General features: G+C 52.7%; 19 protein-coding genes. 14 read left to right on the forward strand and 5 right to left on the reverse strand.

Annotated features, from left to right (window positions below; all coding sequences use genetic code 11):
* Positions 1-11 precede the first annotated feature (11 nt).
* The 4 genes from R2103_RS00525 to R2103_RS00540 are packed head-to-tail and all read left to right on the forward strand — an operon-like array spanning position 12 to position 5,511.
* The gene (locus R2103_RS00525) at positions 12-3,002 is read left to right on the forward strand and encodes a pyruvate formate lyase family protein (protein ID WP_317529641.1); all 2,991 of its coding nucleotides are present in this window, start codon (positions 12-14) and stop codon (positions 3,000-3,002) included.
* Between the two features lie 2 nt (positions 3,003-3,004).
* Positions 3,005-3,649, forward strand: coding sequence for a hypothetical protein (locus tag R2103_RS00530; RefSeq protein WP_317529642.1), 645 nt, complete (start codon positions 3,005-3,007; stop codon positions 3,647-3,649).
* Complete coding sequence (locus R2103_RS00535; protein WP_317529643.1) at positions 3,646-4,407, forward strand: radical SAM protein; 762 nt, start codon at positions 3,646-3,648, stop codon at positions 4,405-4,407. Before R2103_RS00530 ends, R2103_RS00535 begins: the two co-directional genes overlap by 4 nt.
* A 9-nt stretch (positions 4,408-4,416) precedes the next feature.
* Positions 4,417-5,511 carry a DUF6765 family protein gene (locus R2103_RS00540; protein ID WP_317529644.1) on the forward strand — a complete coding sequence of 365 codons (1,095 nt, stop codon included), beginning with the start codon at positions 4,417-4,419 and terminating at the stop codon, positions 5,509-5,511.
* A 19-nt stretch (positions 5,512-5,530) separates the two neighbouring features.
* Here the strand turns inward: R2103_RS00540 and R2103_RS00545 are convergent, their stop codons facing one another.
* The gene (locus R2103_RS00545; RefSeq protein ID WP_317529645.1) at positions 5,531-6,046 is read right to left on the reverse strand and encodes a septal ring lytic transglycosylase RlpA family protein; all 516 of its coding nucleotides are present in this window, start codon (positions 6,044-6,046) and stop codon (positions 5,531-5,533) included.
* Positions 6,047-6,239: 193 nt separating this feature from the next.
* On the opposite strand from R2103_RS00545, the gene speB reads away from it, so the two are divergent.
* Positions 6,240-7,217 (forward strand): agmatinase, encoded by a 978-nt coding sequence (gene speB, locus R2103_RS00550; protein WP_317529646.1) that lies wholly within the window; start codon positions 6,240-6,242, stop codon positions 7,215-7,217.
* Positions 7,218-7,226: 9 nt separating this feature from the next.
* Here speB and R2103_RS00555 read toward each other — a convergent pair whose 3' ends face one another.
* The 3 genes from R2103_RS00555 to R2103_RS00565 form a co-directional block, all read right to left on the reverse strand.
* On the reverse strand, positions 7,227-8,474 hold the full coding sequence (locus R2103_RS00555; RefSeq protein WP_317529647.1) for a hypothetical protein: 1,248 nt from the start codon (positions 8,472-8,474) through the stop codon (positions 7,227-7,229).
* A 164-nt stretch (positions 8,475-8,638) separates the two neighbouring features.
* A complete protein-coding gene (locus tag R2103_RS00560; protein ID WP_317529648.1) occupies positions 8,639-10,345 on the reverse strand; it encodes a DUF5666 domain-containing protein in 1,707 nt (568 codons plus the stop codon).
* Between the two features lie 23 nt (positions 10,346-10,368).
* Positions 10,369-11,271, reverse strand: coding sequence for a DUF6502 family protein (locus tag R2103_RS00565; protein WP_317529649.1), 903 nt, complete (start codon positions 11,269-11,271; stop codon positions 10,369-10,371).
* Between the two features lie 178 nt (positions 11,272-11,449).
* On the opposite strand from R2103_RS00565, the gene R2103_RS00570 reads away from it, so the two are divergent.
* From R2103_RS00570 to R2103_RS00610, 9 genes are all read left to right on the forward strand, one after another.
* On the forward strand, positions 11,450-13,282 hold the full coding sequence (locus R2103_RS00570; RefSeq protein ID WP_317529650.1) for a copper oxidase: 1,833 nt from the start codon (positions 11,450-11,452) through the stop codon (positions 13,280-13,282).
* Positions 13,283-13,373: 91 nt separating this feature from the next.
* On the forward strand, positions 13,374-14,018 hold the full coding sequence (locus R2103_RS00575; protein ID WP_317529651.1) for a hypothetical protein: 645 nt from the start codon (positions 13,374-13,376) through the stop codon (positions 14,016-14,018).
* Positions 14,019-14,185: 167 nt separating this feature from the next.
* Positions 14,186-15,259, forward strand: a complete 1,074-nt coding sequence (locus tag R2103_RS00580) for a DUF1611 domain-containing protein (protein ID WP_317529652.1) — start codon at positions 14,186-14,188, stop codon at positions 15,257-15,259.
* 47 nt (positions 15,260-15,306) lie between these two features.
* Positions 15,307-17,013 (forward strand): ABC transporter ATP-binding protein, encoded by a 1,707-nt coding sequence (locus tag R2103_RS00585; RefSeq protein ID WP_317529653.1) that lies wholly within the window; start codon positions 15,307-15,309, stop codon positions 17,011-17,013.
* Between the two features lie 50 nt (positions 17,014-17,063).
* Positions 17,064-17,882, forward strand: coding sequence for a hypothetical protein (locus R2103_RS00590; protein ID WP_317529654.1), 819 nt, complete (start codon positions 17,064-17,066; stop codon positions 17,880-17,882).
* Between the two features lie 67 nt (positions 17,883-17,949).
* A complete protein-coding gene (locus R2103_RS00595) occupies positions 17,950-19,320 on the forward strand; it encodes an OprO/OprP family phosphate-selective porin (RefSeq protein ID WP_317529655.1) in 1,371 nt (456 codons plus the stop codon).
* A 140-nt stretch (positions 19,321-19,460) separates the two neighbouring features.
* Complete coding sequence (cysK, locus tag R2103_RS00600) at positions 19,461-20,441, forward strand: cysteine synthase A (RefSeq protein ID WP_317529656.1); 981 nt, start codon at positions 19,461-19,463, stop codon at positions 20,439-20,441.
* Entirely contained in the window at positions 20,438-21,388 is a 951-nt protein-coding gene (epsC, locus tag R2103_RS00605; RefSeq protein ID WP_411172368.1) for a serine O-acetyltransferase EpsC, read from the forward strand. Before cysK ends, epsC begins: the two co-directional genes overlap by 4 nt.
* A 33-nt stretch (positions 21,389-21,421) precedes the next feature.
* A complete protein-coding gene (locus R2103_RS00610) occupies positions 21,422-21,841 on the forward strand; it encodes a heme-binding protein (RefSeq protein ID WP_317529657.1) in 420 nt (139 codons plus the stop codon).
* A 45-nt stretch (positions 21,842-21,886) separates the two neighbouring features.
* Here R2103_RS00610 and R2103_RS00615 read toward each other — a convergent pair whose 3' ends face one another.
* Positions 21,887-22,381, reverse strand: coding sequence for a DUF2165 domain-containing protein (locus tag R2103_RS00615; RefSeq protein WP_317529658.1), 495 nt, complete (start codon positions 22,379-22,381; stop codon positions 21,887-21,889).
* Between the last annotated feature and the right edge of the window lie 19 nt (positions 22,382-22,400).

A 22,400-nucleotide genomic window follows, 5' to 3' on the forward strand; every position in this document is an offset into this window, starting at 1 on the left:
AGGATGGAATCATGAGTAATGACAAGCACAATCGAGGCGGCATCCGGATCGATCTGGAACACGGAACGACCGATACTTCCGCACTCGGCAATATCGCTATTTTTCCTATTCCCAATACCACCCCCGATAAGATCAAGACATTGCGTGATCTTGCGTTGAGCGATATCAAGCTCAGCGATTTTCCGGTGGTGCAAGCGTGGCGCAATCAGCTGTTCGATCCGGAATGGATACCGGAGGTTTGCGATGAATTGCCGCGTTTGTTAACTGATTTTCTGCGCCAGCCCGATCATGCGGCGCTGCCGCCGGTGACGCGCCGCGCGCAGGCGTTGAAGCATGTGTTCAGCCACAAAACACCGCTGGTGCGCAGCACCGATTTGCTGCCGGGGCAAACGACCACCAGCTTTGTCGGGCCGGTTGTGTATATGGATATGAGCGGCTATTGCATTTGGCCCGAACTGGAAACGCTGGCGAAACGGCCGCAAAATCCGTTCAAGATCAAACCGGAAGTGGCCAAGCGGCTGAATGAGGAAATTTTTCCCTTCTGGCTGGAGCGGCGCACGGTGCAGGAGGCGGCGCGTTATAGCGATTACGATACCGCCGATTATGCCAACGATCAGCGCGATGAAGTCGATGGCGGAATGTGCGAAGGCAAGCCGTCCATTGACCCGCCGCTGAAAAAAAGCGCCGGTGAAACACCCAAATGCCAGGAACTGTTTGAACGGGTAGCTTTTTACTTATCCGATAAAGCCACGGCCGTTTCCCATACCGCACCGGATTTCGCCCGGGTGCTGCAATTCGGGTTTAACGGACTGATCGCGCAATTGCAGAAAGATATCGCGAGCGGTATTGCGGATACGCCGGAAAAAATTGAATTTGCGCACAGCGTTATCGCAGTGTACGAAGGCGCCAAGATCTATGCCGGTCATTTGGCCGAGGCTGCTGAGAAAGCTGGGAATAACGAGCTGGCCGCCATTTGCCGCAAGGTTCCGGCGCAGCCTGCCAGCACACTGGCGGAAGCGATTGCCGTCGTCTGGATTTGTTACCACTTGCTGTTGCAGGAAAATACCAATTTTGGCCTCTCGCTGGGACGATTGGATCAGACGCTGAACGAATTTTACTTGCGCGATTGGCAATCGCAGCCGGATGAAGCGGCGAAAACGGCGTATACAAAGCGGGCGGTTGAATTGATGTGCCACTTCTTTTTGCGCTGCTCCGATCATGTGCCGCTGTCGCCGGAAAGCGCGGAAGTATTGTTTGCTGGCAGCGGCTCAAACCAGGCCCTGACCGTGGGCGGCACGCGCTGGGAGAATGGTCAGACGGTCGATGCGGTCAACGACATGACCTACATCATCCTGAAAGCGACGGAGATGTTGTCCATCCGCGATCCGAACGTGCATGCCCGTTATCATAGCGATATTCATCATCGTGCGCCGGATGGCACGCCCTTGGCGGCGGATGAGATTTCCCCGTATCTGAAACGCATTTGCCAGGTGAATCTGGTTACACGCGCCACGCCTGCGCTGCACGGCGATGTGCCGGTGATTCGCAGTATGGCGAATTATTATGCCAAGCACGATCATGTCACGGCGGACGAAGCGTTGGCGGATGCGTACGACTACGCATCGATTGGTTGTATCGAACAGAATGCCGACCATAAGCATTACGGTCATACCGGTTCCACCTTGCTGGTGCTCCCGGCGGTGCTGGAGCTGGCGATGTTCGGCGGCAAGCACCGCAGCGACGGCATCGGCAAGAACGATCCCAATTTGTTTTACGGTAAACCGGACTATACCTCTCCGCCGTTGACGGCAATGACATTGATGCAGGATTTCATCGATAGCTTCCGTTTCCAGCTCGACGAAATGGCGCGGCATTGCGTGCAATTCAATAATTATCTCGGGCGCACGCTGGAAAAAGTCCGGCCTTCGCCGCTGCTATCGGGATTATTCGATGGCCCCACGAACAAACCGGGAGAAAGCGGCGCCAAATTTCGCGATGTATCCTCCGGCGGCGCCAAATATAACTCTTCCGGAGTGGCTATTATCGGATTGGCCGATGTCATTGACTCGTTTTGTGTCATCGATGCGCTGGTGTTTGGCGGCAAAATGTCCGCGCAGGAATTGATCGCGGTGTTGGATGCCAATTTTGGCCGTAGCCCATCGGCCGGTAATGCGGCGGAAGCGCAAAATTTTGTCAAAAACTGGCTGGATCGGATCCGGCAATTGGCAGGCGGTTCCGGCACGCATCCGGTAGCGGTCACGCCGCAACGGCTGCAGGAGTGTATGCGCTTGATCCGCTTAGCGCCGAAATATGGCGCCGGTGTCGATCAAACGCCCGGCGGGATTTATAACAATGCCTTGGCGGTGAAATACACGCGCCTGCTGACCCAAATGATCCAGGAGGTATTTTTCAAGTACCGCACGCACCGTGGCGGGCGCTATCTGACCGGTTACTGGAGTATGACCAATCATGCCGGGTTTGGCATGCTGAGCCGGGCCACGCCGAATGGCCGGATGAATAACGCGTCGTTTGCCAGCGGCATCACGCCGTGTCCCGGCATAGTTAAAGCCAATGGCGATGCGGTGATGCTGCTCGATCACATGCTATCGGTTGCCAGTGTCGATCCGGATACGGTACAAAACGGCTATACCTACAATCTCAGTCTGACGCCGCGCGGCAAAGCGTATTTCAACGAAGACTCCGAGCTTTTTGCCGCGCATATGAAAACATTCATGGATCAGAACGGCGTGCTGGTGCAGCTGTGCGTGACCTCGATTGAGGATTTTATCGCCGCCAACGCCGCCGCAACGGCGGCAAGCCGCGCCGGTGCCGGAGAAGCCGAGCAAAAAGCGCTGGCGCCGTACAAAGATTTAATGATTCGCGTGGCCGGTTACTCCGCTTACTATGTCACCTTGAGTCCGTTGATGCGGCAGGAAATCATCGATCGCGCCAATTTCGATATGAAAAGCGGCGTTGAGCAGCATGAAACCATAGGAGCATAACGATGCATGCCACTATTCCCGCGTTGCCCGGCGGTATTCACTATATTCTGAAATCCGGCATCCAACTGGGTGAAGCGGATGGCGCGCCGAGCGGATTGTTGAACCGCATGGAAGGCACGATGCTGGCTGCGGGCATGGCCGTAATGGTCAAGCTCGGTTTTGGCTTCTTGATCAATCCGGGTTTAACTGAGTCCCAAGCGAAAAAAGCACAGCATTTTTTTGAAAATAATTTTGTCATCAAAGATCCCAATGTTGCGGGCGGTATCCGCTACTATCAGGGGAAAATCCTGATCCGTACCCGTAAACCGCAAGATGACATGAATGTACTGATCAAATTCTGCCCCAATCCGGAAGCGCTCTATATTCAGACACTGCTTGGCCGGCAACTGAATCCGGTTGCCATCGTAACGACCGAAGCGCTCAGCGAAACGGAAGCGGACCGGATCGAGCGCGATCCGAATGAGGTCGATCTGGTGATCCGGTTCAAGGATACCCGGGCGATCCTGGGATTGGCTGAGCGCCCGAATGTGGATGTCGCACAATTATTGATTGAAAATCTAGTGCAAATCACCGGCAATTTCGGGCATATGTTCAAGTTCGGTGCGATTGGCATGAACGTGCAAGCGGCCATGAAGGATTTTTTATGAACGGCGAAAAGGGGCTGGTTTTCGACATCAAACGCGATTGCAGCGAAGACGGCCCCGGCATCCGCACGACGGTGTTTCTGAAGGGCTGTCCGCTATCCTGCGTCTGGTGCCAGAATCCCGAAGGCAGAGCGGTTAAACCCGAGACCGATATTCATGGCACACATATTGGCACGTGGTACACGGTGGATGAGCTGATGTACCGTTTGCTGCAAGACAAACCGATTTTTACTGCCAGCGGCGGCGGTGTCACGCTGTCGGGTGGCGAAGCGACGTTGCAAATGGGATTCGCCAGTAAACTGCTGCAAGCCTTGAAGCGCGAAGGCATTCACACGGCGATAGAAACCAGCGGTTTTTTCGATTATCAACACTTCAAGAATGAAATGCTGCCGTGGCTGGATTTGATCTATTACGATATCAAACTGATGGACGAGGCGGCCAGCCAAGAATATTGCGGGCACTCGAGCAAGCGCATGCTGGATAATTTTTCTTGCTTACTCAAGGATGCGCGGATACCCGTTATTCCCAGAATCCCGCTGATTCCGGGAATAACGGCGACAGAAGACAACCTCCGCGCAATCGCCGCGTTTCTCGATCAGCAGGGCGTTAAATCGTGCGCATTGATGCCCTACAACCCGTTGTGGAGCGATAAGCTGAAGCAATTAGGCTTGCCGGTTCGTTACGAGCACAAAGGCTTCATGACCCCTGCTGAGCAAAAAGCCTGCATCGGTTATTTTACAAAAACCAGTCAATCCAATTGAGAGGAGATCATGCAAAAAGACTTTCATCATGCGACAACTTACGTGCTGGCGCGATTGGCCGGTTTTGATCACCCTGAAGCGGATATCATTGCCTATGCTTCGCAGTACGTCGATGATGCGACCAATACCGGTGTGATTCACTTCACCGATGGTTCCATGTATGAACATATCAGCTCGGCGCATAAAACATTCGATTACAAAAATTTTGACGAGCTGGCCAACCACCAGGCATGGCTACCGTTCCATTTTTTGCCGGGTAATAATGAGGCGAATGCCGGACAGAATCCGCAGGATACCTTCATGGACAAAATCGTCTGCAAACCGGATAGCCCCATTGCCAGGGACATGGTAGCCGCGTGCATCCATAGCAAGAACAGTCCGCACGCGTTGCAGCGGCTCGGCATTACCCTGCATGTCTATGCCGATACTTGGTCGCATCAGGGTTTCGCCGGAGTTAATCACAAGAACAACGATATAAGTAAGCTGAACGATGAGGACAATCCCGGTAATTATCTGGCATCCCGGTTGAAGGATTTCTTCGGCGATGCGTTTGATGATGTTGCCAGTAAGCTGGTGGGCGATACCTTGCCGCTGGGTCACGGTGCCGCGCTCTCCTATCCGGATCGCCCCTATTTAAAGTGGAGCTACAAAGATCACCATAAGAACAAAGTCGTTAGAGATAACGCGGCGATTTTTTTACAAGCTGCGGAGAGAATGTTTATCGCGATGCAGCGTTACCGGCTAGGCGATGCCAATGCCAATGTACCTGGGTTGCAGGCTACGGATAAAGCCCGAATCGAAGCATTGTTTCGCAATATCAAGCACGAAGAGGAAAATGCCCGGCATCAAGCATGGCTGGAGCGTATCGCAACCGGTTATTTCAATTTTCCGCCGGTTAATCTCACGTATATCGCAAAAGGGCCCGGCTCGTGGAAACACAAGGCGCTGGGCACGATCAGAGTTACCGACGATAAAAGCGAGAGGTTTGAACTCAAACCTGACTTTCTGACCAGCCATTGGAAATTGTTCCACGATGCGTTGCAATTACACCGCTTTTATGTGATTCATGAGCTGTTGCCGCGCTATGGTATTTGCGCGGCGTAGCGGTAATGCGTTGAACGCTCTATTTCTGGCTGATTTTTTCGTCGAGATGCTCGACCTTGACTCTGGCCACACCGTGCAAGCCGATCTTTTTAGCCGCGCCATGCGATAAATCGATGATTCTGCCTTTCTTGAACGGTCCGCGGTCATTGACCAGAACGTCGACATGACGGCCATTTTGCAAATTGGTCACCCGGACGCGTGACGGCAACGGCAATGTTTTATGTGCGGCGGTCAAGCCTTGCGGGACGAAGCGTGTTCCCATCGCGGTGCGATTGCCCGATTCCGAACCATACCAGGAGGCATGGCCGACTTCGCGGTAGCCAGCGGCCGAGCGCATCGGGTAGTAGGTGACGCCCTTTATCGTGTAAGGTTTGTTGTACGGTGCGGTGAGATTGGGGTAGCGTTGACTGCCCGCATCGGGTGAACGCTGCGAAGTGCCGGAAAACATCGAAGCGCAGCCGCTGATCAAACCGGCGGTCAGCAATATGACGCTCAAATGCTTGCGATAGGTTGACTGTTGCATCGTATCTTTCATACAGAAATGTTTCCAAAACGCGCTGGATTATAGCGGTATCCGGCTGCCATTAGCTATGATCGGTGGCATGAGCTTTTGTTCGCATCACAAAATCTTGAATTTGCATTGATCAATCATATTATCATCGCAAGCCGGTGCTGAAATGACAAGATTGCGCCAGCGCATTCAACGACAGAGGAAGAAGGATTGAACTATGACCGATAACAGCCACATCAAAATCCATGGCGGGATCGCACACGAGGGTCACTATGGTATGTTGCGCGAGCCGACATTTTCGGGCGTGCTTTCCTTCATGCGGCGCAATTACAGCAAGGATATTACCGGGGCCGATCTGGTGATCAGCGGTATTCCGTTTGATCTGGCGGTGACTTACCGCTCCGGCACGCGTTTCGGGCCGCAGGGCATTCGCTTGGCGTCGGCGGAAGTCGCGTCGATGAAACCCTATCCGTGGGGGTTCGATCCGTTCGAGAATCTCGCCGTGATCGATTTTGGCGATTGCTATCTCGATGTGCATAATCCGATGACGATCCATGAAACGATTGCCGCTCATGCCCGGCATATTCTGGCATCGGGCGCGCGCATGCTGACGTTTGGCGGCGATCACTATATCAGTTATCCGCTGCTGAAAGCGCATGCGGAAAAGTTTGGCGCGCCGCTCGCGTTGATTCATTTCGATGCGCATAGCGATACCTGGTCAGACGATACGCCGAGTTCGCTGAATCACGGTTCGATGTTTTATAAAGCCGTACAGGACGGATTGATCGATCCCAAACACTCGGTACAAATCGGTATCCGCACCTGGAATGATGACTTCATGGGCATACATGTGTTGGATGCCACTTGGGTGCACCGGCATGGCACCGATGCGGTGATTGCCGAAGTTGAACGTATCACCGGCGATCGCCCGGCTTATTTTACCTTCGATATCGATTGTCTTGATCCGGCGTATGCGCCCGGCACCGGCACGCCGGTGTGTGGCGGATTGACTACCGCGCAGGCGCTGGCGATCATTCGCGGTTTTACCGGCATCAATCTGATCGGCATGGATATCGTGGAAGTGTCGCCACCCTACGACCACAGTCAGATCACGGCGCTCGCCGCGGCGCATATCGCCTGCGATTTGATTTGCTTGCTGGCAAAGCGCAAAGCGGATGGGCTGCTGCACATTTGACTGGGTGGCTTAAAAAACATAGCGTAAATTAATACCGCCACCCCAATCGGGACTGCGTTCCGAGAAACCTTTCAAGCCATAAATGTTGAGTCTGATATTGTTGCTGACTCTTTGGGAAAGATAGAGCGTGAGGTCTCTGCTGTCTTGCAGCCGCACGGGCGATTGTCCCATGTTGTAACTCGTTCCCACAGTGACGGTTCCGGATAGCCGGTAACCGATTCCGGCCCCGCCATAAAATACATTGTGAAACGTTACATGGGACGGATTGCCGAGTATCCGGTAACCAAAAGTGGCGCTGAGTGTGAAATTCGAGATGGTTTTATATAGATCTCCTTGAATTGCGTAATCGACCCGGCCGGTACCCAGATTCTGGCTGGTGCTGGCCGTGGGGATTTTTAACCGGGTGGTGATATCAAAAGCGATACCGGTCGGCGCATGATCGATTAAGTTGTAGCTGAAGGCGGTAACCATATCGCCCAACCCGGAGCGGCTTGTGCTTGAAAGCGCAGAACCGCCCAAAGGAATGCCGCCCGCCAGGCCGAGTGTGCCGACTTTACGCTGTCTCAATTTGCCGCTGCTATCGTCAACACCACTGCCGTCGTCAATGCCACCGCCACCACTGCCATCGTCAACACTACCGCCGTCGTCAATACCTCCGCTGCCACCGCCTCCGCCACCACTGCCGCTATCGTCGCCGCCGCCGTCATCGGTGCCTCCGCCACCACTGCCGCTGTCGTCACCACCGCCGTCATCGCTGCCTCCGCCACCACTGCCGCTGTCGTCGCCACCACCGTCATCGCTGCCTCCGCCGCCACTGCCGCCATCATCGCCACCACCGGATCCGGAATTTCCACCCGAGCCCGAGTTGTTTTCATTTTCGGAGATAATCACCGGACAATTGATGTTTAGTTCATCGCAAATAACGATACCGCCGCCACTGGAGCCTCCACTGACACCGCCTCCATTAATGATGGTTCCTCGGCCATCGATACCGCCGATCCCGGGACCCAGCACATTGCCCGGTCCGGTCATATTGAGGTATGGAAGGGTTATCCGGAAGGATGCCCGGCCCTTGTCGTAGCGTGCCGTGAAAGGGACATACCAAATATCGGTCGCGGATGGTCCGCCGTATTTGCCCGTTGTGAAGTCGGTTGCAGTGCTGAAGCTGAATCCATCCGCAAATACTGCGGGGGAATTACCGGCAATCGATAGAAGTAGAATGAACTGGAACGGCGGTGATGATAAGAATCGGCGCATGGAGACTTGCTATTGTTGGGGTTAGTTTTGTGCTCGACATGTATGGAATTATTTCCTACATAGTGGAGTGTAATTATCCTACATAGGATAAAACTAACAATTTGAGAAGTAAATAAGTATTTTACTGATTTAGGTTTGAGAAACCATTAATCGCGCGTGCTTGCTTAGCGATCCAAATCCCGGTCGCGATGACTGAAGTCCCTGTCTCGATGATCGCTATGATCGCGAATTTGATCTCGATCCAAGACATGATCTCTATCCAAGGTATGACTTCTATCAAGGGCATGATCTTTATCCAGAGTATGATCCCTGTCGCGGTTATGATCTCTATCCGGGGTATCGATGTCGCGGAGATTGTCTTTGTGATCGCTTGATTTCTCCAGGCGATCCGCCCCCTCTGAGGGCTTCTCGGGTTTATCCGCGGATCCGTGACCGGAAAGATTTTGCTCGCGGCTATCTTGCGGCTTTTCATCATGATCCTTTCCGGAAGAGCTAGGACGATCTATTTTCTGATCACTGTCGGGTGCGATTGTAGTGTCTTTGCCATGAGAGCCACCCCCGGATGTGTGATTCTTGCCCGAATTACTGTCAGTGTCCTTTTTTAATTCCCCTTTATGACCTGAGCCGGACCCGCCGCCCTGGTTCTGATCGCTCTTGTCACCGTGAATCGATTTGGCTTCGGGCTCAGTGCCGGAGTTATTTTTTTTGCCGCGATCGCTGGTGTCGATTCCATCGTTGCCGATTCTTTCCAGAATTTGCAGTTGCACCGGCACTTCTTGCTTGAGTTCAATCCGTTCGGGATTGATCCGCTGATCCGCACCGGGCCGGCCGCTGATCTGAATGCGTTGATCCAGTCTGAGATCGCTCCTTACGTTGCCGGATACCGGGCTGCCCGGATCCAATGTGACAATCCGGTTACTCAGGTTTAATTCCTTGCCCTCCAGCGCATGGATATAACCTTCGATCACGACATGATCGACATTGCCGATACTCTGCCGGGTTGGTTCCGCTTGAACCTGATGCGCCTTCATTTGAAGACCATCCCAACGGCCGGCAATGGATATTTCCATGCCTTTCGCGAGACCTTGCGGCATTAATTTGGCATCGTGATGAATGCGGGTGCCATTGACTTCAATGCCCTGTTCGTCGATTTGCGTGATATGGCCGTTTAATCTGGCTTCGGCACGCGGTGCAATGGTCTCGACGCGTGAAGCGGCAATGGTGCCGCTGGAAAGACGGTGACCGCTGACTTGTACCCAATCGCCGGTTTTGAGATTGGAGAGGCTGCTGTGTTCTCCGCCTTGTCCGATCCGAACGGTTTGACCCAATACTTGCATTTCTCCCTTGGTGGTATCGAAGTGGCTGACCGGCCCGACCGCGGCATGGATTACTGCAATGTTGCGCGCTGTGAGTTTATCGCCTGTGCCCAGTGCCCGGGCGGCAACGATCTGGCCCACGGCCAGTTCGCCTGCGCTGGCTGGCTGGCCATCCATGGAGATGGTTGTGCCGGAGCTGTAATGAATTTCAATGCCGTTGACACAAATGCTGGCGAATCCGGTGATGACACCTACAATTCCTGTGCCGCCGATACCGCCATCGTTTGCGATGCTTCCGGTTCCACCGATTCCGCCTTGCGGGTTGCCGGTGCCGCCCATTCCGCCATCGTGCAGTCCAGTCCCGCCGACGCCGGATTGAGCCGCACCGGTACCGCCGATTCCGGAGTGGGTAAGCATGACGGGATTAATGAGAGAAGCGTTGTCATCGCAGTTATTTTTTGCGAATGCGCTGACAGCGCATAAGAATGTCAAAGCGATCATGCCGAATTGATGCAAACTGGCTTGGCATATCGCCGCTAATGAAATTTTTTTCATTCGGATAGATTCAAGTTCTTGTGCTAGGAATGCGAATCGCTTGTGTGCCCGGGGGTTTTTTTCGGTTCGACCGGTTCGCTGTAATAATAAATGCCAAATGTCATGCGGTAATCCGGCTCGCATTTTTGCGCATCGGTTTTTTCCAGCTCCAAAGCGGTCTTGTTGATTGCAAGCAAGGATTCCATGCCCAGTTGCGCGGATTTCTCAGCGAGTAGTTTGACTGAGTCGGCGCTCAATCCATCGTAGTAAACACTGCGCTCCAGGAAAGGCTGGTTGTGACCGAGCAAGTTGCTGGTTGCGGCCGCCGCGTGATCATGCAAGTTATGGCCAAAATAAAAAACTTTTTCATCAAAGCCATGTGCGGGAATGAACGCTGCTGTATTAAGACAAACACGGTTTTCTTCGTCGAAGTGAGCAACGCCAAGTCTTAGCCACTCATCCAGCACAACCCGTGAGCGGATATCGCAGCTCACACTGGCAACCAATCCCTCAAAAGAAATATCGCCACCTTCCCGGGCAAATCTTGGCAATCGTTTGGGTTGATTGTTTTCGTCCAGATAACGAGGGTCGCTGCTCCAGAGACTGACCAGCCGGGCGCCGAGTGAAATCGCTTGCGGCGTGGTTTCGGCGCCGGAATAACTGCCATGGCGTAATCGCTTGATGTCTTTGCGGTGAATACCGGTCAGCAAACTGAGATGACTATCCGTCGAGGGTTTATCACCGATTTTGAAGTCGTTTGCGGCTACTTCAACATATAAATCTTTCAGCATTTCCGTCAGAAAGGGATAGGTAATTCCTTTGGCCAGCATCAGTTTGATGAATGGCCGTAATACCCGGCGCACTGCTGTGATCAGTGCCGGTGAAAGATTGGAATTGGTTGAATGAACGCCATGCATAACGATTGTCCGCGAGGAAGTGAATGCCATTAACGAATGATTGCAAAACATTTTAGCATGTTGTGGGAAAATATCACACAAATTGTTGACATGGAAAATTTTCCCACGTATAGTATTTCTTGTGCGGGAAAATGTTACACGTAAATAGCTTTCATCAATGATGAATCGAGAGCTGCCGTTTTAGTTAATGTTGAATGAGAGATTCACTATGTTTGAAATATCAATAAAAAGAAAGAGTAAAAAGGTTATTGCCTGCGGTGCGGCGATCCTGGCTTTATCGGCAAATAGCGTTGCTGCTGATAACCAAGTCAATTTTGCACTGACCGATATCCCGGGCCGCTGGTTTGATACCGGATCGTCAGTCGCGGGCAGCCGCTCGATTGCCATCGCCTCGCCGGGCGCAAGAGTCAATTTTTCGGGAAACTCCAATACCGTGCATACCAGAACCAGTTTGATTTACCCAACTGGCGCGGCGGGCATGCCATTTAATACCGATCCCAAAAAGGGTGGCGACAGTCTGATACTGACGACACCGGGATTGTATGTCTTTACTTGCAGCATTCACCCGTACATGTTCGGTGCGGTGATTGTGGACGATCCGGCAACTACCGGATTGGACCTGGGTTCTTCACTCAGCCTGATCAACGGTATTACGGTTCCAAGCAGCAGCGATCTCGCTACGCGGTTGTTACGAACATTCTTCATTGCGACCAATCCGGCTAACTGGCAGAACTACGCCAGTAATGCTAAGTGGCATATTACTTATCCCAACGTGGATGTGCGCGTGGACATCGGTGTCGTCAATTTGCCCGCCGTATTGAATGCGCGCTACGGCAATGACATCAATCTATCCGCGTTGCAAAATCCCGCGATTCCGGCGGTTGGAGAAATCTGGGCGGCAACGCAATTTGAAATGACTGCGGGAAAATCCAAACCGGGAACCGTTTCTGCAATTGATGGCACTAATTGGCAAGTAACGCGCAAGGTGGCGCTGCCTTCGATCAAAATGAACAATCCGCATAATATGTGGACTGATAGAGATCAGAACGTTATCTATGTAACGCAATGGTTTGACAAAAAACTGACGGTTTATGACCGCAAAACCGGCGCGCTGATCCGCAACGTATCCGTTGGCGAAGCGCCAGCGCATGTGATGACGCTGACCGATACTGATAGATTGCATATTACCAACAATGGCGATACCCGCACGGATTCGGTGATGGAATTGAGTCCACTGGCTGCTCAAGTGTTGCGCCGGGTGGATATTGGACGAGGCAATGCGCACGCGCACTGGATGAGCCATGACGGCAAAACCATGGTGACGCCGAATGTGCTGAGCGGTGATACCACGCAGTACAACTTCAAAACAAATTCCATCGAAGCCATTCTGCCCGTGAGTGGTCATTTCAGCCATCCGCTGGCTACCGGCATGATGCCGGATGCCAGTAAGTATTACGTCGCTAATTTGCTGGATAGCACTATCACCGTGGTTGACATGAAGTTACATAACGTTATCAAGCACATTAACCTGATTGAGCATTACGACCCGCTATCCGGCGTTATTTCCGGTCCTGTCGGCGCGTTACCGGTGCAAACGCCGGTATCGCCGGATGGGAAAAATATGGTTACGGCGAATACGCTCACCGGCACGATCACTATCGTCGATACACGCCCCAATCTGGCGACAACCGATGAAGTGGTGGCCATGCTGCCGTGCGACCCGGGCTGTCATGGCGTGCAATATGGCGCCAAGAAAGGCGGTGGCTACTATGCCTATGTCACCAGTAAATTCTCGAACAGAATGCTCGTTATTGATCCTGATCCCAACAGCGATGGCGATCCATCCGATGCCAAGATAGCAGGTAAAGTCGGACTGTTCGCCGCAAACTCTACCGTGAAGGATGACACGATTACGGCTAATCCTGGCATGGGAGGACAAGGTATTCTGCCGATTCCGCTGGTTTATAACGGCTGGGTTCAGAATTTGCCTGCAGCATGGCGCAATCAATTGACTGCGGCACAACAAGATCCAATTAAGTAACGGAATGTTGGATAAGAAGATAGTTTCAGAAATAGGTTGTTAATTTAAATGTTGTACAGTGTTTGTTACTTTTATCAATGAGGAGAAAAAAATGAGTTCAGGACATGACGGACGTGATGATGATTCATCGGGACACGAGCACAAAGCTTTTAAATTCACGATTGTGGATAGTAAGGTAACAGCTGCATTTGAGCTGGATGATGGCGTGTGGGAATCAAAATCGATCGACGATGACGGCAGTGAAACCTACGTAGTGGAAGGAACCGAGGTCGTTCGTACCGAGGTCAAAGCTTTCGGCACGGAAATAACCCGCTATGCCGACGTCGATGGCGACGGCACTTACTTGCGTGTTTCGGAGCAATGGACAGTTTCACCGGGTGCTAACGGCACGGTTCCAAAGTTTTCCGGGATACTGAGATTCTCACCTACCGATAGCGATGATGCGATTGCAGTGCGCGCCGGTGAAGACTGCTCTGGTGGACGTGGTTCCGATGATTTTGTAATCCGCGATGTATCGCATTTGCGCATCGATGATTTCAGCTCGCTGGAGCATGATACGCTGGTTTTTGATACCGGCCTTGGCTTAACGTCGAAGGAACACTTGGCCAGCTTTGTTACTGATATTCATCAGGAAGGCACCAATTTCATCGTGAACTTCGGTTCCGATGTATCAATCACGCTGGTTGGCGTTCAACCGGATCACATCAGCTGGGATGATGTTAGCGTGCTGAGCTAACATCCGCGCATCAAGAGGTTTTTAACTCCTCCCGTTTATCAATTTCAGCTTCTCGCGGAACTTCCCAAAACAGGCCGTATCGCGCCTTTTTGGGAAGCAGGGGGATTATTTTCTAAAAAATTGGCTAACCCGGCATTTTTTGGAATTCACAGATAAAGGAATTTACCATGAACACTTTACTTATCAGCCAAGAGCGTTTGCTGCAAGCGAAGATTGCTTATACGCCGCGCAACTTAAAATTGGAAACAGTAGCGGCGTTGTTGCAAGGGGACGAAGTAATTCCCGATGCCGGCGATATGGTGCTGGCGAAGGTTACCAAGATTGGCCACCATAGCGGGCTGGAATTGGCGCACGGACGGCGTTCCGCTCTATTTGCAGGCGATGAAATCATTGTCTGCTATGGCGATCGTTATGCGCCCGATCAGTTTGAGGCGAAAGTGCCGGATGATTTGCAGGCATGCGATCTGGTGGCATCCGGCGGCATAGCTTCGCGTGTTAATTACCGTCACGCCAGTGTCAAAGCACCCACCAGCATCGAACCCATCGGTTTATTGCTGGATAGCCATAATCAGCGCATCAATTTGCGGGATACCGCACTGCCTAAACTGGTCAGTTTGTTTCCACGCCCCTACACAATAGCGGTAACCGGAACTGCGATGAATGCCGGCAAAACAACCACTGCGGCCACTTTGATTCGCGGCCTGGTCAATGCAGGCTATACCGTAGGCGCAGCAAAAGTGACCGGCACCGGTTCCGGCAGGGATACTTGGCTCATGACCGATGCCGGATCTAAATTAACGTTGGATTTCACGCACGCCGGTTTTCCTTCGACGTATATGCTTACGCCGGAGCAAGTCGACCATATCGTGGAAACGCTTGTTATGCATCTGAGCGCAGCCAGAGTGGATGCGATTGTGCTGGAAGTGGCCGATGGCTTGTTGCAGCGCGAGACAGCTGCTTTGCTGGACTCCAAAGTCTTTGCACGAGCCGTGGATAGCGTAATTTTCGCCGCAGGCGATGCCATGGGCGCGGTGGCAGGTATTGAGCACTTAAAGCGTAAGAAGCTGCCGGTAAGCGCGGTCAGCGGCCGGTTGACAGCTTCTCCTCTGGCGATCATTGAAACAGAAAAGGCCACCGGATTACCTGTGTTTGATAAGGCTGCGCTCAGTTCTCCAGCTATCGCCAGTGCGCTGCATATTCCGCTGCAAGGTTCATCGCTGCGGAAAATATTGGCAGGCTAGCCAGCGTGCGAAGCGCACATTACTCTCAACATTATTAAGTCCGCACAATGAAAATTCCTCCGATACTTCACGGCTACCGCCGTATTCTGTTCATCCGCCTGGTTTCCAATGGGTTATTGCAAGCGGCATTGGCGATTGGCACGGCGTGGCTGGTGAAGGAAATATTCGACGGCTTTCTGACCGTGCAACAGCCGGTGTTGGATACGCGTGCGGTATGGCTGGTCGCAGGATTGATTATGGCAGCGGCGTGTATTGGCTGGCTGCGCATGGCGGAACGCATTGATGCTGAAAAAATGGGGCAGCACTATGCTGCCGAAGTGCGGATCTTGTTGTACGACTGCTTGAGTTTTTTGACTCCCCGGACATTACAAAAGCGCAGCCGGGGCGGTGTATCGCTTCGCTTTGTTGGCGATATGACGTCGTTGCGGCGCTGGATCAGCATGGGATTGGCGCGTGTCACCGTAGCGGGTGTCTCAACCGTATCCGCATTGCTGCTGTTGGGAATGATCAATTGGCAGCTCACCGTCACGGTAACCGTATCGCTCGCCATGGGCGCATGGTTGACTTATCTTTTCGGTAAGCGTATGCGCGCTGCGGCAAAAGAATCGCGGCGGCGCTTATCCAATTTGGCAGCCAATGTGAATGAAAAAGTAACCAGCATCGCGGTTGTGCAGGTATTCGGCCAGGTTGATCGCGAGCGTGAGCACATTATCCGTCAAGGAAAATATTTGCAGGATTCGATGGTTGCCCGGGCGCGCATAGCGGGTCAGATTCTGGGTATTACTGAATTTTCCGCTGCCATGACATCGGCAACCACATTGCTGGCCGGTATTTTTGCGGTAACAACCGGTACCGCGAGTGTCGGTGCGGTTATCGCGGCCATTACCATCGTCGGTATTCTTCTGCCGCCTTTACGTGACTTGGGGCGTATTCAGGAATATTGGCATGGCGCAGGTATAGCACGGGAAAGAATCAAGGAATTTTTGGATAGCCCATCCCTGGTGGCGCAAACAACCAATGCGCCCGATTTGACCGTACGATCAGGCGGTTTGAAGTTTGACTCAGTCAGCGTGACGGGTGGATTGAATAAGCTGAGCGGTACCATAGCGCCGGGTAAAGTGGTTGCAGTGGTTGGGCCCAATGGCGCGGGCAAATCAACGTTGTTGCTATTGGCTGCGCGGCTGATCGATCCGCATGAAGGCAAGGTGTTTCTCGATGGGCAAAACCTGGCGGAACATAGCTTGAATTCAGTTCGCCAAGCGGTTGGTATGGCTGGCCCAGATCTACCTTTGTTACGCGGCACAATCGAAAGAAATTTACGTTATCGCTGGCGCAATGCGCCGGACGAGGAAGTGGCCAGAGTTCGTGCACTGTGCGGGATTGATGAAATGCTAGTGCCGTTTCCGGAAGGAGACAAAACCCGGGTTGCGGAAGGCGGATTGAATTTATCGGTAGGCCAGCGTCAGCGTATCGCATTGGCCCGCGCTTTGCTGGGAAATCCTCCGCTGCTGCTGCTGGATGAAGCGGATGCCAATCTCGACAGCCAAGCCAGTAAAGTCATCGACCGCATACTGGCTAGCTATCAAGGGACTGTTCTCATGGTGACGCATCATGTAGACCATATCATGGCGGCTGATGAAATCTGGTATCTCGAAGCGGGCCGCTTGCTGGAAGCGGGTCCACCCGCTGCGCTGTTGTCCGGTGATGGGCCGGTTGCGCGGTTTTTCGGTATTAGCAAGCCGGTTGCGATTTGAAACAGATTGTTTGGGGAGCGATATTGATGCTATTACCGCTATCTTGCACTATGGCTACGAGTATTGTGCCGCGTTCAAAACCGATGGAGCGTGGCGTGGTGTTGCAACGTACTCTGCAAACGGATTCTCGCCAGAAGTATTTTCTGTACGTTCCGCGGCAGGGCGGAAACGGTGCAAAAATTTTTATTACGGTACATGGCATTTCGCGCAATGTGCGCCAGCATGCTAAAGAATTCGCGGCTTATGCTGAGAAATATGGCGTTGTGATGATCGCACCGTATTTTCCCGCGGATCGTTTTCCCGATTATCAGCGGCTGGGGCGTAAAGGCAACCGCGCGGATATCGTGCTCAATGCAATTGTGGCCGAAGTTGCGCAGCTAACGGGTGCCAGCTCAGATAAGCTTTATCTGTTCGGTTATTCAGGCGGAGCGCAGTTTGTGCACCGTTACATGTTTGCCTATCCGGAACGAGTCGCCAGAATCGTTTTGGGAGCACCGGGCTGGTATACCCTGCCGGATGCCTCGCTTAAATTTCCGATCGGGATACAGCCAGTTCTGAGCATACCGCAAGTACAATTCAATTCCACCCGTTTCTTGAACATCCCGGTATGCGTGCTAGTGGGAGAAAAAGATAACCGGCGCGACGCAGAACTGAACAAATCAACAACCATTGACAGACTGCAAGGTAAAACCCGGATCGAACGCGGCCGGCACTGGGTGGAGGAAATGAGCTACCAGGCCCGGTTGCTAGGCTTGCCGACTACTTATGCTTTTCATCTGCTGCCGGATTCGCCGCATTCGTTTGCGATCAGCATGGAGCGTGGCGGTATGGGAGAGAGAACGTTTGATTTTTTATTTCCAGAGAGCTGAGCATGTGCAATCACTTTCATCCGGCAAAGCAATCTCATTGAACAAACATCAGAACGATTTTGGGATAGTGAATTCACTCGCTCCGTCGTTTATTCCGATGAAAGTTACCTGGCTAAATCTCATGCTGGGCGCGGTTCTGTGCAGTTTTCTTGCCAGCACGGTCACTGTTGCGCAGGAAGATACTTCCGTGCGATCGCAGCAGATTGTCAGCAAAAAATCTTCCCAAGATAAGAAAAGGAAAAAAAGAAAGTCAGGTTTTTTCTATGGCAATGCAGGAACCGGATTCAGATGGAATAAAGGAAAAAGTGAAGTGCGGCTGGCTGGGTTTATGCAGGCGGATACCCGTACTTATTTTGACGATGTGGCGGATTCCGGCAAAGACAATTTTTTCTTGCGGCGGATTCAACCTTCACTCGAAGTTAAATTTAATAAAACGCATAGCGTTTTTATCATGCCGAGCTTTTCATCGGCGTTGGGAATTCTGGATGTGTACTGGGAAGGTAATTTTTCTAAGCCATTCAACATTCGAGCCGGTAAATTCAAAGCCCCATTTGGCTTAGAGCGCTTGCAGTCAGCTACTGCACTGGCTTTCAATGAGCGTGCTTTTCCCACCAATTTGTCACCCAATCGCGAGATTGGCGGGCAAATTTTCGGCGATATTTTGTGGGGTACCACGGAATATCAAGTCGGACTTTTCAGCGGCATGGTCGACAATAGCACCGGGTTGCGCGATAGCGTGATTTATTCAAACCACAGTGGGGTAGATTTCGTAGCGCGGCTGTTTTCCCATCCGCTCAAGCATAGTGATGTTGAGCTTGTAAAAGGTCTAGGGTTCGGAATTGCGTACAGTTATGGCACGCAGCAAGGCAATGCGCAACGTGGTGAGTCTCATTTGCCGGTGTTTATTTCTCCCGGCCAGCAATCGATCGCTTCCTATGTGCGGGGTGCTTTTGCCGATGGCAGCCGGGAGCGGATTGGTCCGCAGCTTTATTATTCCTACGGTCCATTGGGCGTGCTTGGCGAGTATACTGTCTCTCAGCAGAATGTGAGACTCGGTGCAGTGACCGATAAAGTCACCCATGATGCTTTTCAAGCGCAATTGTCTTGGGTGCTGTTTAACGGCGATGCTTCCTTCCGCCGGATCCGGCCGTACAATCCGCTTACACTGGAAAACATCAGTTCGTTGGGCGCGGTGCAACTGGTCGGGCGATATGCGGTATTAAACCTCGATGACAAAGCGTTTGCGCATGGCCTGTTTGACCCGGATCACGCGGTTAGAAAAGCGCAGGATTTCGGCGTCGGCATTAATTGGTATCTCAATCGCAATATTAAATTCCAATTGGATTACAATCAGACCCATTTCACGGGCGGTGCCGGTGGTGGAGCGAACCGGACGGAAGAAAAGGTGCTGTTCTCGCGCATGCAAATTGCGTTTTGAGTTGTTTCTCACGGGTTCAAATCAACCGGTTTTCACTTTCAGCTTCGGAATGAATGCGCTATAGTAAAACGGTTATGTTCCGGTATCGCAATTTCGTTATGATGCGCGGGCAATTGCATCACATACAAAAAGGAAAACTCATGGCAAATTGGTTTGAAAATAATTCATTATCGATTGGGCGTACCCCGCTGGTGCGGCTCAATCGGGTGACTGACGGCGCGGCAGCGCTGGTGCTGGGGAAAATCGAAGGGCGCAATCCGGCATACTCGGTGAAATGCCGCATTGGCGCGGCGATGATCGACGACGCTGAACGCAGAGGTTTGCTGGGTCCGGGCAAAGAGATTGTCGAACCGACCAGCGGCAATACCGGGATTGCATTGGCATTTGTCGCTGCGGCACGGGGAATTCCGCTGACCTTGACGATGCCGGAAACGATGAGTGTGGAGCGGCGCAAATTACTGGTTGCGCTGGGCGCCAAACTGGAATTGACTGAAGGCGCGCGCGGCATGAACGGCGCTTTGGCTAAGGCGGAAGAAATCGTCGCTTCTAATCCCGGGCGCTATGTGTTGTTGCAGCAATTTAGAAATCCGGCCAATCCGGCCATCCACGAGAAGACCACCGGTCCGGAAATCTGGGACGATACCGACGGCGCTGTCGATATTTTTGTCGCAGGCGTGGGAACGGGCGGCACGATTACCGGTGTTTCACGTTATCTCAAGCAAACCAAAGGCAAAGCCATTACCTCGGTGGCAGTTGAGCCTATCGCCAGTCCGGTACTGTCGCAAAAGCGCGCAGGCGTGTCGCTGGCACCCGGGCCGCATAAAATTCAAGGGATCGGCGCCGGTTTTGTACCGGATAATCTCGATCTTTCGCTGGTGGACGAAATTGAGCAAGTCAGCAATGAGGAAGCTATCCTGTATGCGCGGCGTCTGGCGCGCGAAGAGGGTATTTTGGCGGGTATTTCCTGCGGTGCTGCAGTAGCGGCTGCGGTGCGCCACGCCAAGCGCCCTGAGAATGCAGGCAAAACCATCGTGGTGATATTGCCGGATTCCGCCGAACGTTATCTGAGCAGTATTCTTTTTGAAGGTATGTTTGATGCGCAAGGCTTGGCAACAGAGTGAACAATAGCAAGCAGACACGGGATCTTTTGCTGCGCAGCGCGCAGCTGGATGTGGATAGTATCGTAGCGGAGCTGCGCACGCTGCGGCTGGCGTCATTGGAAAGCCGCAACCGGCATGACCGGCCGCCCAGGTTGCCGTCGCGCAGGATTCTGGCCAGTGTTGCGGAAGGCTTGAGCGCGGCCATGTTTCCGAACCGGCTGGGTTCATCGGAGCTGGCGGATGAAGGCATCGATCATTATGTCGGGCATACCTTGAATATGACGTTGCGCGAGCTGATGGTGCAGATTCAAAATGAATTGCACTACAACTCGGGATTGGAAATGCTCAGCGATGAAGATCGCGCGCAATCGATTGCCATTACGCAATCCTTTGCCAAACGTTTACCGCAAATCCGCACCCTGCTGGAGAGCGATATCAAGGCGGCGTATGAGGGCGATCCGGCAGCGCGCAATCTCGATGAAGTGCTGGTTTGTTATCCCGGCATCATGGCGATTTTGCATTACCGGCTGGCGCATGTTTTGCATGGCTTGGGCGTGCCGTTGATCGCGCGCATGATTTCGGAAATCGCGCATTCGGTAACCGGTATCGAAATCCATCCCGGAGCGCAGATCGGCGGCAGTTTCTTCATCGATCACGGTACCGGCGTGGTGATTGGCGAGACCGCCATCATCGGCCAGAATGTCCGGCTGTATCAGGCGGTGACACTGGGCGCCAAGCGTTTCCCGGTGGACGAGAACGGCGCCTTGGTGAAAGGGAATCTGCGCCATCCGATTGTCGAGGACGATGTGGTGATTTATGCCGGTGCTACGATATTGGGGCGCATTACCATCGGGCGAGGATCGACGATCGGCGGCAACGTCTGGTTGACGCGCAGTGTGCCGCCGGGCAGCAATATTTCCCAAGCGCAGATGCGCCAGGAAGTGTACGAAAATGGCGCTGGAATTTGATCTGTGCGATTTTATTGTAAACAAGGGTAAATTATGACGGCTCATAAACTCATACTGACGCTGGATGACGCAAAGAAAATAGCCGCCGGAGCGGAAGCGGAAGCCAAACGGAACGGCTGGCCGGTTGTCATCGCAATTGTCGACGATGGCGGGCATTTATTGCATCTGCAACGTCTTGACGGGGCGCAGTACGGCAGTATTCAAGTCGCGATTGAAAAAGCGCGTGCGGCGATTGCATTCCGCCGTCCGACTAAAATATGGGAAGAAAATATTGCCGCGGGGCATTTGCGCTATTTGAATTTGCCTGGAACATTACCGATCGAAGGCGGCCTGCCGGTTACGGTCGACAATCAATTTACCGGCGCAGTCGGTGTCAGTGGCGTGCGGTCGCATCAGGATGCGCAGATTGCTCAGGCCGGGATTGATGTTTGTTATCGAATAAGTAAACCGTAGTATCCGCGAGCTGTTTTTTATATCGCCCGAAAAACCGGCGGCCATTCAAATCTGCTGTGCTTCATCCGCTTGGGTCAGGTAAATGAGAATGGCGGCAATGATCATCACTAAACGGAATGCAGCCTGCTGTCCATTGGCTGTTTCCGATTGCCACATCAGAAACCATTCGCCGCCAACCGCCATGAATCCGGTAAACCACAGTAACAAGCCCAGTGTCAGTCCGAGAATTGCCAAACCTTTTGCTTGATTGAAAGCGGCGGGATTTTGGATGCTCCGGTATAAACGCAATCCGCCAAGCCAGCACAGCACGGCAATAACGATTTCGGTGCCTATGATGAGGCCGTAAACGGTGTGATGAATGACCGGAGAATGAATGGCGCGCCATAACCCTTGATTACCGGGAAACGTGGTGTCCATCGTCAGCACGTGTGCTACCAGCGTGAAATTCGAGTTGTAATCGGTGAGGTTATTGAACACCACCAGCGAAGCATACAGTGCGAAAGCCAACACCATGAGAAGTTTTGATAATCTCGTATACATGCTTCTGACTCAAGCGGGA

It is taken from the genome of Nitrosomonas sp. Is24, from assembly GCF_033063335.1.
Taxonomy (GTDB): Bacteria; Pseudomonadota; Gammaproteobacteria; order Burkholderiales; family Nitrosomonadaceae; genus Nitrosomonas.

Excerpts from the sequence above, each read along its gene's own strand:
- R2103_RS00575 (WP_317529651.1), top strand. The coding sequence starts at position 13,374 with ATGAGTTCAGGACATGACGGACGTGATGATGATTCATCGGGACACGAG.
- R2103_RS00570 (WP_317529650.1), top strand. The coding sequence starts at position 11,450 with ATGTTTGAAATATCAATAAAAAGAAAGAGTAAAAAGGTTATTGCCTGC.
- R2103_RS00560 (WP_317529648.1), bottom strand. The coding sequence starts at position 10,345 with ATGAAAAAAATTTCATTAGCGGCGATATGCCAAGCCAGTTTGCATCAA.
- R2103_RS00610 (WP_317529657.1), top strand. The coding sequence starts at position 21,422 with ATGACGGCTCATAAACTCATACTGACGCTGGATGACGCAAAGAAAATA.
- R2103_RS00555 (WP_317529647.1), bottom strand. The coding sequence starts at position 8,474 with ATGCGCCGATTCTTATCATCACCGCCGTTCCAGTTCATTCTACTTCTA.
- R2103_RS00535 (WP_317529643.1), top strand. The coding sequence starts at position 3,646 with ATGAACGGCGAAAAGGGGCTGGTTTTCGACATCAAACGCGATTGCAGC.
- R2103_RS00540 (WP_317529644.1), top strand. The coding sequence starts at position 4,417 with ATGCAAAAAGACTTTCATCATGCGACAACTTACGTGCTGGCGCGATTG.
- R2103_RS00580 (WP_317529652.1), top strand. The coding sequence starts at position 14,186 with ATGAACACTTTACTTATCAGCCAAGAGCGTTTGCTGCAAGCGAAGATT.
- cysK (WP_317529656.1), top strand. The coding sequence starts at position 19,461 with ATGGCAAATTGGTTTGAAAATAATTCATTATCGATTGGGCGTACCCCG.
- R2103_RS00585 (WP_317529653.1), top strand. The coding sequence starts at position 15,307 with ATGAAAATTCCTCCGATACTTCACGGCTACCGCCGTATTCTGTTCATC.
- R2103_RS00525 (WP_317529641.1), top strand. The coding sequence starts at position 12 with ATGAGTAATGACAAGCACAATCGAGGCGGCATCCGGATCGATCTGGAA.
- R2103_RS00615 (WP_317529658.1), bottom strand. The coding sequence starts at position 22,381 with ATGTATACGAGATTATCAAAACTTCTCATGGTGTTGGCTTTCGCACTG.
- R2103_RS00565 (WP_317529649.1), bottom strand. The coding sequence starts at position 11,271 with ATGGCATTCACTTCCTCGCGGACAATCGTTATGCATGGCGTTCATTCA.
- R2103_RS00590 (WP_317529654.1), top strand. The coding sequence starts at position 17,064 with ATGGCTACGAGTATTGTGCCGCGTTCAAAACCGATGGAGCGTGGCGTG.
- speB (WP_317529646.1), top strand. The coding sequence starts at position 6,240 with ATGACCGATAACAGCCACATCAAAATCCATGGCGGGATCGCACACGAG.
- R2103_RS00530 (WP_317529642.1), top strand. The coding sequence starts at position 3,005 with ATGCATGCCACTATTCCCGCGTTGCCCGGCGGTATTCACTATATTCTG.
- R2103_RS00545 (WP_317529645.1), bottom strand. The coding sequence starts at position 6,046 with ATGAAAGATACGATGCAACAGTCAACCTATCGCAAGCATTTGAGCGTC.